We start from the raw sequence: 15154 nt of genomic DNA, 5'->3' as shown, positions 1-15154 counted from the left end.
GGGCCCTACCATCCTCCGAATGCGTCCCGGCCCGAGGTTGATGATCGTCGGTGCCCCCAAGAGCGGTTCCACCGCCCTGTTCCAGTACCTGGCCGACCATCCGGACGTCCGCAGCCACGTGCACCGGGAGATGCCGTTCTTCGGCCGGGACGAGGAGTTCGCGCACGGCTGGGGGCACGCGGTCGAGAAGTACTTCCCGCCGTCGGTGGGAGACGCGCCCCTGGTCGCCAAGCACACGATGGCGATGTACGACCCCGTCGCGGTGCGCCGCATCGTCGAGGCCACGCCGGCGGTCGTGGTCGCCGTCCTGCGCAACCCGGTCCCGCGGGCGTACTCGCACTTCCACTACGCCCGGCTGCGCGGCTGGGAGGACGCGGCCACCTTCGAGGAGGGCCTCGCCCGGGAGGCGGGTCGCGCGGTCAGCTCGCCACCCCAGGCGCGCGACATGCAGTACGTCGGGAACGGGATCTACGCGCCGCACGTGCGCATGCTCCTCGACACCGTGCCCCCGGAGCGGCTGCGCATCTACCTCTCCGACGACCTGCGCCGCGGCGCCCAGGCCATCTGCGCCGAGCTGTTCGACCTGGCCGGCCTCGCGCCCTACGAGCCGGACGTGACCAGGGGGCACAACGAGGGGCGGGCGCCCCGCTCGGCCCGGTTCGCCCGGGCCTTCCTCGCGGTCCAGCGGCCAGGCAGCCCCCTGCGCCGGCTCGCCGCCCGGATCCCGAGCCGAACGCTGTACCGCGCCCGCCACCTGGTCAACCGGCTCAACGAGGGCCCGGCGTCCTTCCCGCCCATGGCCCCCGAGACCGCCGTCCGGCTGCGGGAGCGGTTCGCGGAACCCAACGCGTCCCTCGCCGGGGTGCTCGGACGATCACTGACCGCATGGGACACGTGACGGTCGGAGTTCTCCCGGAACGGGTGCGATCCCGGTACCTTGACCGCCGTGCTCGAGACTGCCGCTGACGAGACGTCGCGCACGTCCCCCGACCGGGAAGGCGGCGTCCACCGTGACCCCGACTCGTACGACTCGGAGCCGGGACTGCGCGAGTACCTGTCCGCGCTGCGCCGCTACTGGTGGCTGGCGCTGCTGACCTTCGTCGTCGTGCTCGGGGTGGCCATCGGCTCGCTGTACGTCATCGACCCGGTGTACCGCTCGGAGGCCGAGGTGCTGATCCGGACGGAGGACAGCCAGCAGCTCTTCCCGCGGACCAGCGGCGCGTCGGGCGCGGCGCTGGTCCGCTCGACCGGCTCCGAGCTCGTCTACGTGCAGAGCGACGCGTTCGAGAAGCTCGCCACCGACGCCGCCGGTGACGACGCCGAGGTCGAGGTGCGCAGCGCCGCCGCCCTGGACTCCAGCGCCCTGGTCTTCTCGGCCGAGGCCGGCACCCGGCGGGCGGCCCAGGAGGCCGCGCAGACCTGGGCGGAGACCTACGTGAAGGCCCGGCACGACAGCGACGTCGCGCAGGCCACGGCGCTGCGCGACCTCCTGGTCGGCAACCGGGACGCGCTGGCGAAGCGGCAGCAGGAGATCCTCCAGCCGGTCGCCGCCCTGGACCAGGCGGTGGCCACGGAGACCGACCCCGTGGAGCTGTCCCGGCTGCTCAACCAGCGGCTGCAGATCCAGCGCACGCTGGCGCCGCAGCTGGACCCGGTGGAGACCGAGCTGCGCCGGCTGAACACCCAGATCTCCAGCCTGGACATCGACCTCCGGGTGATGGAGGACCCCGCGTCCCTCGCCTACGTCAGCAAGGCGGCCGAGCTGCCCGAGGAGCGGGCGAACGGGTCGATGACGCAGAGCGTGCTGATCGGGGTCGTCGCCGGGCTGGTCCTCGCCGCCGGTGCCGTCGCGGCGGCGCGGGCGCTGCGCCGCCGCTGAAGCCCTTCCCCGTTCAGCGGGTGGCGGTCACCAGGTCGGGGTGCTGGGAGAACCAGTCGATCGTGCGCTTGAGGCCCTCATCGAGGGTCACCTGCGGCTCCCAGCCCAGCGCCCGGCGGGCGTAGCCGATGTCGGGCTGGCGGACCGTCGGGTCGTCCTCGGGACGGGGGATGAACTCGATCGGCGACTCCGACCCGGTCAGCTCCTTGATCCGCCGCGCCAGGTCGATCACCGGGATCTCGTGGGGGTTGCCGATGTTCATCGGCCCCGGCTCCGAGGACAGCAGGAAGCGGATCAGCCCCTCGACGAGGTCGCTGACGTAGCAGACCGAGCGGGTCTGGCTCCCGTCACCGGCGACGGTCAGGGGCTCGCCGGCCAGCGCCTGCCGGATGAACGTCGGGATGGCCCGGCCGTCCCGCGGCCGCATGCGCGGGCCGTAGGTGTTGAAGATCCGCACTATCGCGGTGTCGACGCCGTGCGTGCGCCGGTAGGCCGACGTCAGCGCCTCGGCGAAGCGCTTGGCCTCGTCGTAGACCCCGCGCGGGCCCACCGGGTTCACGTTGCCCCAGTAGGTCTCCGGTTGCGGGTGGATCAGCGGGTCCCCGTAGGCCTCGGACGTCGACGCGAGCAGGAACCGTGCCCCCTTCTCCTTGGCCAGGCCCAGGGTGTGCAGGGTCCCGATCGAGCCGACCTTCATCGTGTGGATGGGCAGTTCGGCGTAGTCGATCGGGGAGGCCGGCGAGGCGAAGTGCAGGACGTGGTCCACCGGCCCCGGCACGTGGATGTAGTCGCTGACGTCGGCGCGGACCAGCCGGAAGCCGGGGTGCTCGAGCAGGTGCTGCACGTTGGCCGGCGTCCCGGTCAGGAAGTTGTCGAGGCACAGCACCTCGATGTCGCGGTTGAGCAGCGCCTCGCACAGGTGGGAGCCGAGGAAGCCGGCCCCCCCGGTCACGACAGCACGAGACATGGGTCGTCCCCTCCGTTCACACGCACAACGTCTGACCGCGCACCGTAACCCGGCGGATCGCCTTCCGGCTGCCCACGGGACCCCGGGTCACTCGATGAGCGACAGGGAGCTCACCGGCGAGGTGGCCTCCGGGTTGATCTCCTCGTCGGGCGCCAGCGGCAGCGGGCCGGTCTCCTCGACCTCCTCCGGTGGCTTGACGATGCGCGAGCGCGGGTCGAGCGCGTCGGCCAGGAGGATCACGTCGCCGATCGTCTTCTTCTCCTGCCACTGGAAGGCCGGCTTGAGGTTGAAGTAGGACTCCGGGTCCAGCGCCATGATGCCGAGGATCACCTCGGCCACGATCCGGCCGCCGACCGGGCCGAGCTTGCGGCCCTTGTTGATCAGCTCGGCCTCCTTGAGCACGTAGTACCAGAGCGGCGCCTTGCCTCCCCAGCCCGGCTGCTTGAGGCCCAGCTGCTCGTTGGTCAGCGGGGTGATGCCCATGGCGCGGGCGACGTCCTGGCCGCAGGGCAGGCCGAGCCGCTTGCCGCGCAGCAGGTTCCGCTCGGCCAGGGCGACGATCGCCTTGCTGGTGGGCGCGACGACCGTCGACGGCAGCGTGAACAACGGCAGCGAGAGCTGGGTGTCGATGAGCCGGGCCATGTTCCGGTCGTCCGGCGGCTCGAGGCCCGGGATCTCGAAGAAGTAGTTCCAGTCGGCCCACAGGTTGGCCGGGATCGGGCGGTTACCGCGCAGGTCCTCGTAGCCGTCGGCGCCGAAGATCGGCACGGTGTGGCCGTCCTGCATCTCGTACTCGGCGCGGATCATGCTGTGCCCGTACCGGTAGGCCGCACCCGCGTACTCGACCGGCATGTACGGGTTCTCGGGGTGCTCCGGCTTGTAGAAGGTGCCGAAGAACTTGATCGTCCCGTCGCGCTTGATCAGGCTGGCGACGACATCCTTGCCGACGATGCGCGGCAGGTAGTCGTTGACGATCAGCCACTGGTAGTGCCAGCGGGTCTGCCGGCGTGCCTGGGCGTAGGTCATGCCCTGGCTCATGAACTTGTTGTGCAGCCGGATGAAGACGATGTGCAGCTGGTTGACGATGAGGTTCTCGTCGTTGCGCGGGTCCCCCAGGTACGCCGCGCCGACGTCGTCGCGCGGCACGTCCACCAGACCGTCGTGCTCCACGACCTTGAGCCAGCCGTACTTCGCGGGGTCCTGGTCGTAGAGCTGGGGGCTGCCCTTGATGCCCTTGCCGTACACGCTGGCCAGGTCGAACCACGGCGTGTCGTAGTTCCGCATCGCCAGGGGGTCCTGGAGCCGATTGGTCAGCGGCGTGGTGTCCAGGGTCATGTCGTGGTCGACGAACTGGCCGAAGTAGACGTAGCCGGCGGGGATGCCCGGGTTGTCGAAGGCGACGTCGGACAGCGCGACGTCGGTCAGCGGCGCCTTGTTGTCGTTCATGCTCGCGGCCAGCCAGCTCAGCAGGCCGTCGGTCGGCGCGAAGGCCGGCAGGTCCTTGAACATGAGGCCGAAGCGGGCCTCCGCCTTCCGGTCCACCTTGACGGCGATGTCCGCACCGCGGGGGTCGCCGACGGCGTGCGCCCCGATCTCGGCGGGCGCGTCGGTGGGCGCCGGTGCCGTCGGGTCGGTCGTCGTGGCGGGGTCGGTCGGGACCGGCTCGTCGGCCGCCCGCGCCGTGCCCCCGAACCAGCCGACGGCCGGCACCATCGCCGTGGCCATCGCCCCCGCGAGGAAGCCCCGCCGGGCCACCCCGCCTGCCGCCCGTGCCCCGCTGAACGGGCAGCCGCCCGCGCTCGTGTCGTCCTGGTGCACCTCATCGCCCCCCGGCTCGGTCCGGGCCCGCTGGCCCGTGCTGACAGGAAGCATCGAGGTCACGAGCCCCGGCCCGGCAGACGCGTCCATGGGGTCGGCCGACCCCAAATTCGTGGGGGTGCGGTAGGACTCTCGGCGTGCAGCTCGACCGCCTGGACCACCTGGTGCTCACCGTGGCCGACATCGACCGGACGGTCGACTTCTACACGCGGGTGCTGGGCATGCGGGAGGAGACCTTCGGCGCCGGCCGGCGGGCCGTGGTGTTCGGGCGCCAGAAGATCAACCTGCACCAGGCCGGGCGGGAGTTCGAGCCGAAGGCGGCGCACCCGACCCCGGGCAGCGGCGACCTGTGCTTCGTCACCGAAGCCCCGCTGGACGACGTCGAGCGGCACCTGGCCGCGTGCGGCGTGCCGATCGAGGAAGGCCCGGTCGACCGGACCGGCGCGCTCGGCCCGATGCGCAGCGTCTACGTCCGCGACCCCGACGCCAACCTGATCGAGATCTGCACCTACTGACGACGCGGAGAGGAACGGCGTGAGCTCGTTGTTCGACCTCAGCGGCCGGACGGCGCTGGTGACCGGCGGCGGCTCGGGCATCGGGCTGGCCATGGCCCGGGCCCTGGCCGATGCCGGGGCCGCGGTCGCCCTGTGGGGGCGGAATGCGCAGAAGGTGCGCGACGCGGCGGAGTCCATCAGGCGGGCGGGAGGCGTGGCGCACGCTGTGCAGGTCGACGTCTCCGACGAGGCCGCCGTGACCGACGGTCTGCGTGCCACCGTGGACCTGCTCGGCGACCTCGACGTGGCCGTGGTCAACGCGGGCGTGGCGCCTCCGCTGGCCCCGCTCGTGAAGGCGTCCACGGCGGACTACCGGACCACGATGGCGACCAACCTGGACGGCGCCTTCTGGACGGTGCGCGAGTGCGCGCGGGCGATGGTCGACCGCGCCCAGCGCGGCCGGCCGGGCGGGTCGATCATCGCGGTGGCGAGCCTGGCCGCCATCGAGGGCGCCGGCCGCAACCACGCGTACGGCATGGCCAAGGCCGGGCTCACCGCGCTGGTCCGGTCGTCGGCGGTGGAGCTCGCCCGCCACGGCATCCGCGTCAACGCGGTGCTGCCGGGCTGGATCGCCACGGACATGACGACGGCGGCCCAGGAGGCGCCCGCCTTCGCCGAGAAGGTCATCCCGCGCGTGCCCGCCGGGCGGTGGGGCCGGCCCGAGGAGTTCGGCGGGATCGCCGTCTACCTCGCCGCCGACGCGTCGTCCTACCAGACCGGCACCACGGTCGTGATCGACGGCGGGTACAGCATCTTCTAGCCCGCGTCAGGGGACCTTTGCCCTGGCGGGGGGACGGGCCGGCCGCGATACCGCCGGGTGTCGCCTTACGGCGGTATCCCGGGTTCGGTAGACCACCGCGATCCGCCTCTCGGTGGGTATCCGATCCACTCCGCTTGCCCGCCGAGAACCGCGACAGCAGCGGGACTGATCTGCGCACCGGGGCAGAGGTTCGCAGCCGCGGCACTGGGGCCGCGCTCGCCGGCGACCGCTACCGGCCGCGGAAGCCGGCGCGGGGGTCGACGCCGCCGTCGACCAGGCCGTGGACGGCGAGCCCGCCGAGGGTGACCAGGAGGACGAGCAGCAGGACGGCGGCGAGGGCGGCCACCGCCACGCGCCGCGAGCGCAGGCCGCCCTGCAGTTCGGTGCGCACCTGAGTGGCCAGCATGGAGCCGACGGCCCGCCAGCCGGGCGCGGTCGGGGCAGCGGCGGGCGGGAGGTCGGAGGTCAGGGCCGGCAGCTCGTCGAGGAAGCGGGCCTCCAGTGCGGCGGCCATCCGGTCCCCGCCCTCCTCGGCGGTGAGCAGGCCGCGCGACACCGCGTCGTGCAGGACGGCCACGGTCGCCGTCCGGTCGGCGTCCGAGGCGCGGATGCGCGGCCCGGGGGGCAGGTGCCCCGTCTGCTCGCCGGTTGCGGTCGCGTCCGTCATGTCTTCCCCCTGCTCGCTGGGTGTGCGGCTCGCACGTTCCCGGCCGAAGCTGTGCGCAGGCTGGGGCAGGCCTCTGCGTCCCGAGCAGTGTCGGCGGGATTGTTGACAATCCGGTCGACACCCCGGGAGGCTGAAGACCGCCCGCACCGAGGGGAGAAGCGTGATCATCGACTGCCACGGCCACTACACGACCGCGCCCGCGGCCCACACCGCCTGGCGTCAGGAGCAGGTGGCGGCGTGGCAGGCCGGGGTCTCTCCGGAGCCGTACCCGTCGATCAGCGACGACGAGATCCGCGAGACGATCCAGTCCAGCCAGCTGCGGCTGATGGACGAGCGCGGGATCGACCTCACCGTCTTCTCGCCGCGCGCCTCCGCGATGGCGCACCACGTCGGCGACGCCGCGGTCAGCCTCGAGTGGGCGCGCCGCTGCAACGACCTGATCCACCGGGTGGTGAGCCTGTTCCCCGAGCGGTTCATCGGCGTGGCCCAGCTGCCGCAGTCGCCGGGCGCGCCCGTCGAGGGCTCGATCGCGGAGCTGCGCCGCTGCGTGGAGGAGCTCGGCTTCGTCGGCTGCAACCTCAACCCCGACCCCAGCGGCGGGGACTGGACCTCGCCACCGCTCACCGACACGACCTGGTACCCGTTCTACGAGGCGATGATCGAGCTCGATGTGCCGGCGATGGTGCACGTGTCGGCCTCGGCCACGCCGGTCTTCCACGCGACCGGCGCGTACTACATCAACGCCGACACGACGGCGTTCATGCAGCTGGTGCAGGGCGACCTGTTCGGGGACCTGCCGGAGCTGCGCCTGGTCATCCCGCACGGCGGGGGCGCGGTGCCCTACCACTGGGGCCGCTACCGGGGCCTGGCCGACATGCTGAAGCAGCCGCCGGTGGAGACCAACGTGATGCGCAACGTCTTCTTCGACACCTGCGTCTACCACCAGCCGGGGATCGACCTGCTGCTCGACGTGATCGACACCGGCAACATCCTGTTCGGCTCGGAGATGATCGGCGCCGTCCGCGGCATCGACCCGCGGACCGGGCACCACTACGACGACACCCGCCGCTACATCGACTCCGCGTTCGAGAAGGGGGCGCTGGACGACGCGGCGCGCGCTGCCGTCTACGAGGGCAACGTCCGCCGGGTCTACCCCCGGCTCGACGCCGCCCTGACGGCGGCCGGCCGGTGACCGACGCCGGCGCCGGCCGGCTGCTCGCCGAGCAGCGACTGCGCGCCGCGATCACCGACGGCGACATGGCGCCGGGGCACCGCCTGGTCGAGGCCGACCTGGTGGCCCTGCTCGGTGTCAGCCGCAGCAACGTCCGGCTGGCGATCGACGCGCTGGTCGCCGAGGGGCTGGTCGAGCGCATCCCGAACCGCGGGGCACGCGTGCGGGTCGTGTCGGCGGAGGAGGCCGTCGCGATCACCGAGTGCCGGATGGCCCTCGAGGGCCTGATCGCCCGCAAGGCCGCCGAGCGCGTCACCGCGGACGACGTCGAGCGGCTGCGCGCCCACCTGGCGCAGATGCGCGCGGCCGTGGACGGCGGCGACCTGCTGAAGTACTCGGCGCTCATCCAGCAGCTGCACGGCCTGCTCCACGACGCCGCGGGTCAGCCGGTGGCGGCGGGGCTGATCGACCGGCTGCAGGCGCAACTGGTGCGCCACCAGTTCCGGCTCTCCCTCCGGCCGGGCCGCCCGCAGGTCAGCCTGGCCGAGCTCACCGCGCTCGTGGAGGCGGTGGCCGACGGCGACGCCGACCGCGCCGTGGCCGCGTCCGGAGCGCACTTCCTCAGCGTGATCGCCGCGCTGTCCGACCCCGCCCCTGGAGGACCCGCATGAGGAACGTCGTCGTCACCGACCCGCCGCGCGCCGACATCGGGGACGCCCAGACCCTCGGCGGCTTCGGGGTGGCCACCGTGCACGAGGCGCTGGGCCGGGTCGGCTACCTGGGTCCCGCGCTCCGGCCGGCCTGGGCCGGTGCCCGCATCGGCGGCACCGCGGTCACGGTGCTGTGCTGGCCGGGGGACAACCTGATGATCCACGTCGCGGTCGAGCAGTGCCGACCCGGCGACGTGCTCGTGGTCGCGACCAACTCGCCGTCCACCGACGGGCTGTTCGGCGAGCTGTTCGCCACCGCGCTGGCGCACCGCGGCGTGCGCGGGGTCGTGCTCGGCTGCGGCGTGCGCGACGTCGCCGAGCTGCGCGAGATGGGCTTCCCGGCCTGGTCGACGGCGGTCAGCGCGCAGGGCTCGGTCAAGGCCACGGCCGGCGCGGTCAACGTCCCGATCGTCCTGGGCGGGCAGACGATCTCCCCGGGGGACGTCGTCGTCGCCGACGACGACGGGGTGATGGTCGTGCCGCGGGCCGACGTCCCCCGGGCGCTCACCGCGTCGCAGGCGCGGATCGACAAGGAGGCCGCCAGCCGCGCCGCCTTCGAGCAGGGCGAGCTGGGGCTGGACCGCTACGGACTGCGCGACCGGCTGCCCGAGTTCGGCATCGAGTACGTGCCCTACGAGAAGTGGGTCGCCGAATGAGCTACGACGACAGCGGCGTCCGCTGCACGATGCTGCGCGGCGGTACCTCTCGCGGGCTGTACTTCGAGGCGCGCGACCTGCCCGCCGACTCCGCCGAGCGCGACGACCTGCTGCTGCGGCTGATGGGCACCCCGGACCCGCGGCAGATCGACGGCCTCGGCGGCGCCACCTCGCTGACCAGCAAGGTCGCCGTCGTCGCGCCGTCGGAGCGGCCGGACGTGGACGTCGACTACCTGTTCCTGCAGCTCGGCGTCGACGAGGCGACGGTCAGCGACCGGCAGAACTGCGGCAACATCCTGGCCGGCGTCGGCCCGTTCGCGGTCGAGCGCGGCCTGGTGCCCGCCGGCGACGGGGAGACCACCGTGCGGATCCGCATGGTCAACTCCGACAGCGTCGCCGTCGCCACGTTCCCGACGCCGGGCGGCCGGGTGGAGTACCGGGGGGACGTGGTGATCGCCGGCGTCCCGGGCACGGCGGCGCCCGTGTCGTTGGCCTTCACCGACACCGAGGGGTCGAGCACCGGCCGGCTGCTGCCCACCGGCTCCGTGCGCGACACCGTCGACGGCATCGACGTCACCTGCGTCGACAACGGGATGGCCGTGGCCGTGGGGATGGCCGAGTCCTTCGGCCTCACCGGCTACGAGCCGCACGAGGAGCTGGCCGCCGACGCCGCGCTGCTCGCGCGCATCGACGCCTTCCGGGTCAAGGCCGGCCAGCTCATGGGGCTCGGCGACGTGACCAGGTCGAGCGTGCCGAAGACGGCGCTGCTGGCCGCGCCGCGCGACGGCGGCCAGGTCTGCACCCGCTCGTTCATCCCCGTGCAGCCGCACAGCTCGATCGGCGTGCTGGCCGCGGTCAGCGTCGTCACCGGGATGCTGCTGCCCGGCGCGGTCGGGCACGAGCTCACCGCCGGCTGGCCGGCCTCGCGGGTGGACGTCGAGCACCCGACCGGCCACCTGCTCGTCGACGTCGAGGTCGACGGCTCCACCACGCCGCCGCGCGTCGTCCGCTCGGGCGTCGTCCGCACCGCGCGCAAGCTCTTCGACGGCACCGCCTACCCCCGCTGAGACCGGAGACCCGATGCCCCCGCTCCACGAGATCGCCCACCTCGCCCACGTCGAGCTCCGGACGCCGGTGCTCGACGAGAGCGTCGAGTTCTTCACCCGCTACCTCGGGCTGACGCAGACGGGGGAGGCCGGCGACTCGGTCTTCCTGCGCGCCTGGGACGACTACGAGACGACGACGATCAAGCTGACCGCGCACACCACCTCCGGGGTGGGCCGCACCCACCTGCGGGCGGCGAGCCCCGAGGCGCTGGAGCGCCGGGTCAAGGAGATCGAGGCGGCCGGCCGCGGCATCGGCTGGGCCGACGGCGACCCCGGGTACGGGCCGACCTACGTCTTCACCGACCCGGACGGCCACGAGCTGGGGCTGTACTACGAGAGCGAGTGGTACCAGCCCCCGGCCGACCTCAGGCCGTCGCTGAAGAACCAGGCCCAGGCCTACCCGAACCACGGCGTCGCGGTGCGCCGGCTGGACCACATCAACTGGCTCGGGGTCGAGCCGGTGGTCAACCGCGACTTCTTCCGCGACACCCTCGGCGCGCTGGTCACCGAGCAGATCGTGCTCGACGACGGCACGGTCTCCGGCACCTGGACGACGTTCACCAACAAGGGCTACGACGCCGTCTGGACCCGCGACTGGACGCAGACGCCGGGCCGGCTGCACCACATCGCGTTCGCCGTCGACACCCGCGACGGCATCCTGCGCGCCGCGGACCTGGCGCTGGAGCAGGGCGTGCACATCGAGACCGGCCCGCACAAGCACGCCATCCAGCAGACGTTCTTCCTGTACGTCTACGAGCCCGGCGGCAACCGGATCGAGCTGTGCAACGCCGGCGCCCGCCTGGTGCTGGCGCCGGACTGGCAGCCGGTGAACTGGACCGAGGCCGAGCGCGCCAAGGGCCAGGCCTGGGGGCTGAAGACGATCGAGTCGTTCCACACCCACGGCACGCCGCCGGTCGAGGTGACCCGGTGAGCCCGCGGATCGCCGTCCTCGGACTGGGCGAGGCGGGCTCGGAGATCGCCCGCGACCTGGTCGCCGCCGGGGCCGACGTCCGCGGGTACGACCCGAAGCCGATCACGGTGGACGGCGTGGCGCCGCGCGGCAGCGAGGCCGAGGCGGTGGCCGACGCCGACCTCGTGCTCAGCGTCAACAGCTCGCACGACGCGATGACCGCCCTGGTCAACGCGCTGCCGGCGCTGCGGTCCGGCACGCTGTGGGCCGACCTGAACACCGGGTCTCCGGGGCTCAAGGTCGCGTTGGCCGACACGGCGGGGGAGATCCCGGTCGTCGACGTCGCGCTGATGTCGCCGGTGCCGGGCAAGGGACTGCGCACGCCGATGCTCGTCTCCGGCGAGGCCGCGGAACGCTACGCCGAGCTGCTCGGGGGCCTGGGGGCGGTCGTCACCGTCCAGCCGGGCCCGGTCGGGACGGCGATCGCGCGCAAGCTGCTGCGCAGCGTCTTCTACAAGGGGCTCGCGGCCGCCGTGGTCGAGGCGCTGCGGGCGGCCGAGGCCGCGGGCTGCGCGGACTGGCTGCGCGACAACATCGCGGCGGAGCTCACCTCGTTCGACGCGCGGACCGTGGACCGGCTGGTCGAGGGCACGCACGCGCACGCCCGCCGGCGCGCCGACGAGATGACCGCCGCCACCGAGCAGCTCGAGGAGCTGGGCGTGCCCGCGCGGATCGCGCCGGCGGCCCGCGACCTGCTGATCCAGCTCCGGGACGCGCCCGCCGCGCCTCTGCCGCTGTCCGCGACCGCCGACGTCGCCACCGACGTGCCCGCCCGCTACGCCAAGCAGCTGGTGAGCCACCTCGGCCGCCGGCTGACCTGGGAGACCGACGGCGACACGTCCCGGGCCGCCATCGGCGACGGGGTGGGGACGGTCGTCGTCGGGGACGGCGTGCTCACCCTGCGGGCCGAGGCGCCCGACGAGGAGACCCTGGCCCGCATCCAGCACGTGCTCGGCAGCCACCTCGAGCGCTTCGGGCAGCGCAACGAGCTCACGGTGGTCTGGCGGACGCCCTGACCTCGTCCTCCCGGCGGCGAGATCCATGGCGCGGCGCGCACGTTCGCGCCAGGCTGCCCTGCACACGCCGAGGCAAAGGAGCCCAGATGCGCCGACTTCTCGCCCCGATCGCCGTCCTGGCGGTCCTCGCCACCGCCGCCTGCGGCTCCGACAGCGGCGGCGGCTCGTCCTCCGGAGACGGTGACGGCGGCACCACCAAGATCGCGGTCGGCGTCATCCCGATCACCGACGTCGCACCCGTCTACCTCGGCCAGGAGCAGGGCTTCTTCGAGGACCACGGTCTGGAGCTGGAGCTCACGCAGCTGACCGGCGGTGCGGCCGCCGTTCCGGGTGTCGTCGCCGGCGACTTCCAGTTCGCCTTCGGCAACGTCACCTCCACGCTGCTCGCGGGCTCGCAGAACATCCCGCTCCGGATGGTCGCCGAGGGCGTGTCCTCCACCGGGGACCCGGAGACCGACTTCTGCGGCATCGTCGTCCCGGGTGACAGCCCGGTCCAGTCGGCCGCCGACCTGGCCGGCAAGCGGGTCGCCATCAACACGCTCAAGAACATCAACGAGGTCACCACGCGCAAGGTCGTGGAGGACGCCGGCGGCGACCAGTCGACCATCCAGTTCGTCGAGCTGCCCTTCCCCGACATGGGCGCGGCCCTGCAGAACGGCAACATCGACGCGGCGCAGGTCGTCGAGCCGTTCCTCAGCGCGGCGAAGGCCCAGGGCGCCCGCCAGGTCGCCGCGAACTGCGCCGAGGCCGTCGACGACCTGACGGTGGCGACGTACTTCACCACCGAGCAGTACATCCAGCAGAACCCCGACGTCGTGGACGACTTCCAGGCGGCCATCCAGGAGTCGCTGAAGTACGCGAACGACAACCCCGACGAGGTCCGCCGCGTCATCACCACCTACACGCAGATCACCGAGGACGTCGCGGCGAACATGAACCTGCCGGCCTGGCCGGAGGAGATGAGTGTCGACTCCATCAAGGAGGTCGCCGAGCTGATGACGCAGTACGGCATCACCGAGGAGACCGTCGACGTCGACTCGCTGATCGCGACCGACTGACGCAGCTCCCCCCTCGACGACCGCCCCGGGCTCCTCGCCCGGGCGGTCGTCGGCGCATGAGCACCGTGGGTGACCGTCCGCGGTCCGCCCGTGCGGCACCGACCGGGGCGAGCACCGCGGCTGGCGACATCCGCCGTGAGCGGCCCTGACCTTTGGCGGCTCGTCGGCCGCGCGGGCAGTGTTGTCCGCCCTACCCTGCCCGGGCGCCCCTTGCGTGGCCGGTACAGGAGAGGACGTCGCGGTGAGCCCGAAGAAGCCCGCCCCGCCCGGTGAGCCCGGCGGTCGGCCGCTGCCGCCCCGCCTGGACCCGCGGCTGGGCCGGTCCGGCGGCCGGCGGCCCACGCGGCGGGGCACCGTGGCCCCGCGCGTGCTCGCCGGCCTGGTCTCCGCGATGCTGCTGGCCACCTCGGGCTGGGGCTGGTACCTGGGCCAGGTCGCCGAGGCGGGCATCAACCGCACCGACGCCATCCCCACCAGCGGCAACGAGGAGACCGGGGACGCGCCCGAGGCGATGAACCTCCTGCTGGTCGGCAACGACAGCCGGGCCGACCTCACCGAGGAGCAGCTGGCCGAGCTCAGCGCCGGCACCGACTCGGGCCTGAACACCGACACGATGATCCTGGTGCACGTGCCGGCCGACGGCTCCCGCGCGTCGTTCGTCAGCTTCCCGCGGGACTCCTACGTGGACATCCCCGGCTTCGGCCAGGGCAAGCTCAACGCCGCCTACGCCTACGGCTACGGCTCGGTGGACGACGCCCTGCCCGAGGCCGAGAAGCAGGCCGCCGGCGCCCAGCTGCTCGTGCAGACCGTCAGCGGCCTCAGCGGGCTGCAGATCGACCACTACGCCGAGGTCGACCTGCTCGGCTTCTTCGAGCTCACCAGCGTCGTCGGCGGCGTCGAGGTCAACCTCTGCGCGGCCGTGGACGACCGCGAGTACTCCGGCGCCTACTTCCCGGCCGGCCCGCAGACCATCTCCGGCGCGGACGCCCTGAAGTTCGTCCGGCAGCGGCACAACCTGGGTCCCCAGGGCCGCGGCGACTACGACCGGATCATCCGCCAGCAGGTCTTCATGGCCGGCGTGCTGCGCAACATCCTGTCCGGGGACGTGCTGCTGGACTTGGGCAAGCAGCGTGAGCTCGTCGAGGCCGCCTCGAAGGCCCTGACCGTCGACCGGGACCTGGACCTGTTCCAGCTCGCGCGGCAGATGCAGTCGGTGACGCTGGACAGCATCACGTTCGAGACCGTGCCCTACGTCGGCATCGAGCGCCTCGACGGGGTCGGCTCCATCGTCCGGCTCGAGGACGAGCAGACCCTGCACCGGTTCTTCACGCAGCTGTCGGCGGAGCCCGAGGCGCCGGCGGGCGCACCGGCCGAGGCCCCGGCGACCGTGGACCCCGCCACCGTGAGCGTCGAGGTGCTCAACGGCTCCGGGATCTCCGGGCTGGCGGCCGGCGCCCAGGGCGAGCTCGAGGCGGCCGGCTTCACGGTCACCGGCACGGGCAACGCCGACAACGCCGACCACACCCAGACGCTGGTCCGGCACGCCCCCGGCGACGAGGCCCAGGCGGCCACCGTGGCCGCCCAGATCCCCGGCTCGGTCACCGAGGTGGACGACACCCTGACGTCCGGGACGGTGCAGCTCGTGCTCGGCTCGGACTTCAACGGCGTCGGGGTGCAGACCACCGCCCAGCCCGCGCCGGACGAGGTCGTCGGCGAGGACGTCCGCACCGCCGACGACCGGAGCTGCATCAACTGAACGAGGCTCGTTCTCGCCGATCTTCGGCAGCCCACTGATGGCGCCGCGACGCGAACCGGCCCGAGG

Annotated in this window: 15 protein-coding genes; 12 read left to right on the top strand and 3 right to left on the bottom strand. The window is 73.0% G+C overall.

Annotated elements, in window-relative coordinates:
* Window positions 1–19: 19 nt before the first annotated feature.
* Window positions 20–898 (top strand): sulfotransferase domain-containing protein, encoded by an 879-nt coding sequence (locus ACWIYF_RS18595; protein WP_448624314.1) that lies wholly within the window; start codon window positions 20–22, stop codon window positions 896–898.
* 48 nt (window positions 899–946) lie between these two features.
* On the top strand, window positions 947–1879 hold the full coding sequence (locus tag ACWIYF_RS18590; protein WP_448624313.1) for a hypothetical protein: 933 nt from the start codon (window positions 947–949) through the stop codon (window positions 1877–1879).
* Between the two features lie 13 nt (window positions 1880–1892).
* Here ACWIYF_RS18590 and ACWIYF_RS18585 read toward each other — a convergent pair whose 3' ends face one another.
* Window positions 1893–2831, bottom strand: a complete 939-nt coding sequence (locus ACWIYF_RS18585) for a UDP-glucuronic acid decarboxylase family protein (RefSeq protein WP_448624312.1) — start codon at window positions 2829–2831, stop codon at window positions 1893–1895.
* A 102-nt stretch (window positions 2832–2933) separates the two neighbouring features.
* Entirely contained in the window at window positions 2934–4664 is a 1731-nt protein-coding gene (locus tag ACWIYF_RS18580) for a peroxidase family protein (protein ID WP_448624311.1), read from the bottom strand.
* Between the two features lie 137 nt (window positions 4665–4801).
* Here ACWIYF_RS18580 and ACWIYF_RS18575 point away from each other — a divergent pair, with 137 nt between their 5' ends.
* Both ACWIYF_RS18575 and ACWIYF_RS18570 read left to right on the top strand, forming a co-directional pair.
* On the top strand, window positions 4802–5179 hold the full coding sequence (locus ACWIYF_RS18575) for a VOC family protein (RefSeq protein ID WP_448624310.1): 378 nt from the start codon (window positions 4802–4804) through the stop codon (window positions 5177–5179).
* A 19-nt stretch (window positions 5180–5198) separates the two neighbouring features.
* Window positions 5199–5978, top strand: coding sequence for an SDR family NAD(P)-dependent oxidoreductase (locus tag ACWIYF_RS18570; protein ID WP_448624309.1), 780 nt, complete (start codon window positions 5199–5201; stop codon window positions 5976–5978).
* Between the two features lie 229 nt (window positions 5979–6207).
* Here the strand turns inward: ACWIYF_RS18570 and ACWIYF_RS18565 are convergent, their stop codons facing one another.
* The gene (locus ACWIYF_RS18565; protein ID WP_448624308.1) at window positions 6208–6645 is read right to left on the bottom strand and encodes a DUF1707 SHOCT-like domain-containing protein; all 438 of its coding nucleotides are present in this window, start codon (window positions 6643–6645) and stop codon (window positions 6208–6210) included.
* A 160-nt stretch (window positions 6646–6805) separates the two neighbouring features.
* Here ACWIYF_RS18565 and ACWIYF_RS18560 point away from each other — a divergent pair, with 160 nt between their 5' ends.
* The 8 genes from ACWIYF_RS18560 to ACWIYF_RS18525 all read left to right on the top strand — a co-directional run bounded on the left by ACWIYF_RS18560 (window position 6806) and on the right by ACWIYF_RS18525 (window position 15088).
* A complete protein-coding gene (locus ACWIYF_RS18560) occupies window positions 6806–7837 on the top strand; it encodes an amidohydrolase family protein (protein WP_448624307.1) in 1032 nt (343 codons plus the stop codon).
* Window positions 7834–8487, top strand: a complete 654-nt coding sequence (locus ACWIYF_RS18555; protein WP_448624306.1) for a GntR family transcriptional regulator — start codon at window positions 7834–7836, stop codon at window positions 8485–8487. Before ACWIYF_RS18560 ends, ACWIYF_RS18555 begins: the two co-directional genes overlap by 4 nt.
* The gene (locus ACWIYF_RS18550) at window positions 8484–9182 is read left to right on the top strand and encodes a 4-carboxy-4-hydroxy-2-oxoadipate aldolase/oxaloacetate decarboxylase (protein WP_448624305.1); all 699 of its coding nucleotides are present in this window, start codon (window positions 8484–8486) and stop codon (window positions 9180–9182) included. Before ACWIYF_RS18555 ends, ACWIYF_RS18550 begins: the two co-directional genes overlap by 4 nt.
* Window positions 9179–10249: a 4-oxalomesaconate tautomerase gene (locus ACWIYF_RS18545; RefSeq protein ID WP_448624304.1), complete on the top strand. Its 1071-nt coding sequence runs from the start codon at window positions 9179–9181 to the stop codon at window positions 10247–10249. The genes ACWIYF_RS18550 and ACWIYF_RS18545 overlap by 4 nt, the downstream gene beginning before the upstream one ends.
* Before the next feature lie 13 nt (window positions 10250–10262).
* Window positions 10263–11219 carry a VOC family protein gene (locus tag ACWIYF_RS18540; protein ID WP_448624303.1) on the top strand — a complete coding sequence of 319 codons (957 nt, stop codon included), beginning with the start codon at window positions 10263–10265 and terminating at the stop codon, window positions 11217–11219.
* Window positions 11216–12274: a DUF2218 domain-containing protein gene (locus tag ACWIYF_RS18535; RefSeq protein WP_448624302.1), complete on the top strand. Its 1059-nt coding sequence runs from the start codon at window positions 11216–11218 to the stop codon at window positions 12272–12274. Before ACWIYF_RS18540 ends, ACWIYF_RS18535 begins: the two co-directional genes overlap by 4 nt.
* Window positions 12275–12360: 86 nt before the next feature.
* A complete protein-coding gene (locus ACWIYF_RS18530) occupies window positions 12361–13332 on the top strand; it encodes an ABC transporter substrate-binding protein (protein ID WP_448624301.1) in 972 nt (323 codons plus the stop codon).
* A gap of 241 nt (window positions 13333–13573) precedes the next feature.
* A complete protein-coding gene (locus ACWIYF_RS18525) occupies window positions 13574–15088 on the top strand; it encodes an LCP family protein (RefSeq protein ID WP_448624300.1) in 1515 nt (504 codons plus the stop codon).
* Window positions 15089–15154 lie beyond the last annotated feature (66 nt).

This window comes from Geodermatophilus sp. URMC 64 (genome assembly GCF_053502555.1).
The sequence above is the reverse complement of the archived record's forward strand: the minus strand, read 5'-3'. Positions and strand labels throughout refer to the sequence as shown.

Bases quoted from the DNA above. Each gene is read 5' to 3' on its own strand.
- ACWIYF_RS18530 (WP_448624301.1), top strand. From the start codon at position 12,361: ATGCGCCGACTTCTCGCCCCGATCGCCGTCCTGGCGGTCCTCGCCACC.
- ACWIYF_RS18565 (WP_448624308.1), bottom strand. From the start codon at position 6,645: ATGACGGACGCGACCGCAACCGGCGAGCAGACGGGGCACCTGCCCCCC.
- ACWIYF_RS18540 (WP_448624303.1), top strand. From the start codon at position 10,263: ATGCCCCCGCTCCACGAGATCGCCCACCTCGCCCACGTCGAGCTCCGG.
- ACWIYF_RS18550 (WP_448624305.1), top strand. From the start codon at position 8,484: ATGAGGAACGTCGTCGTCACCGACCCGCCGCGCGCCGACATCGGGGAC.
- ACWIYF_RS18545 (WP_448624304.1), top strand. From the start codon at position 9,179: ATGAGCTACGACGACAGCGGCGTCCGCTGCACGATGCTGCGCGGCGGT.
- ACWIYF_RS18595 (WP_448624314.1), top strand. From the start codon at position 20: ATGCGTCCCGGCCCGAGGTTGATGATCGTCGGTGCCCCCAAGAGCGGT.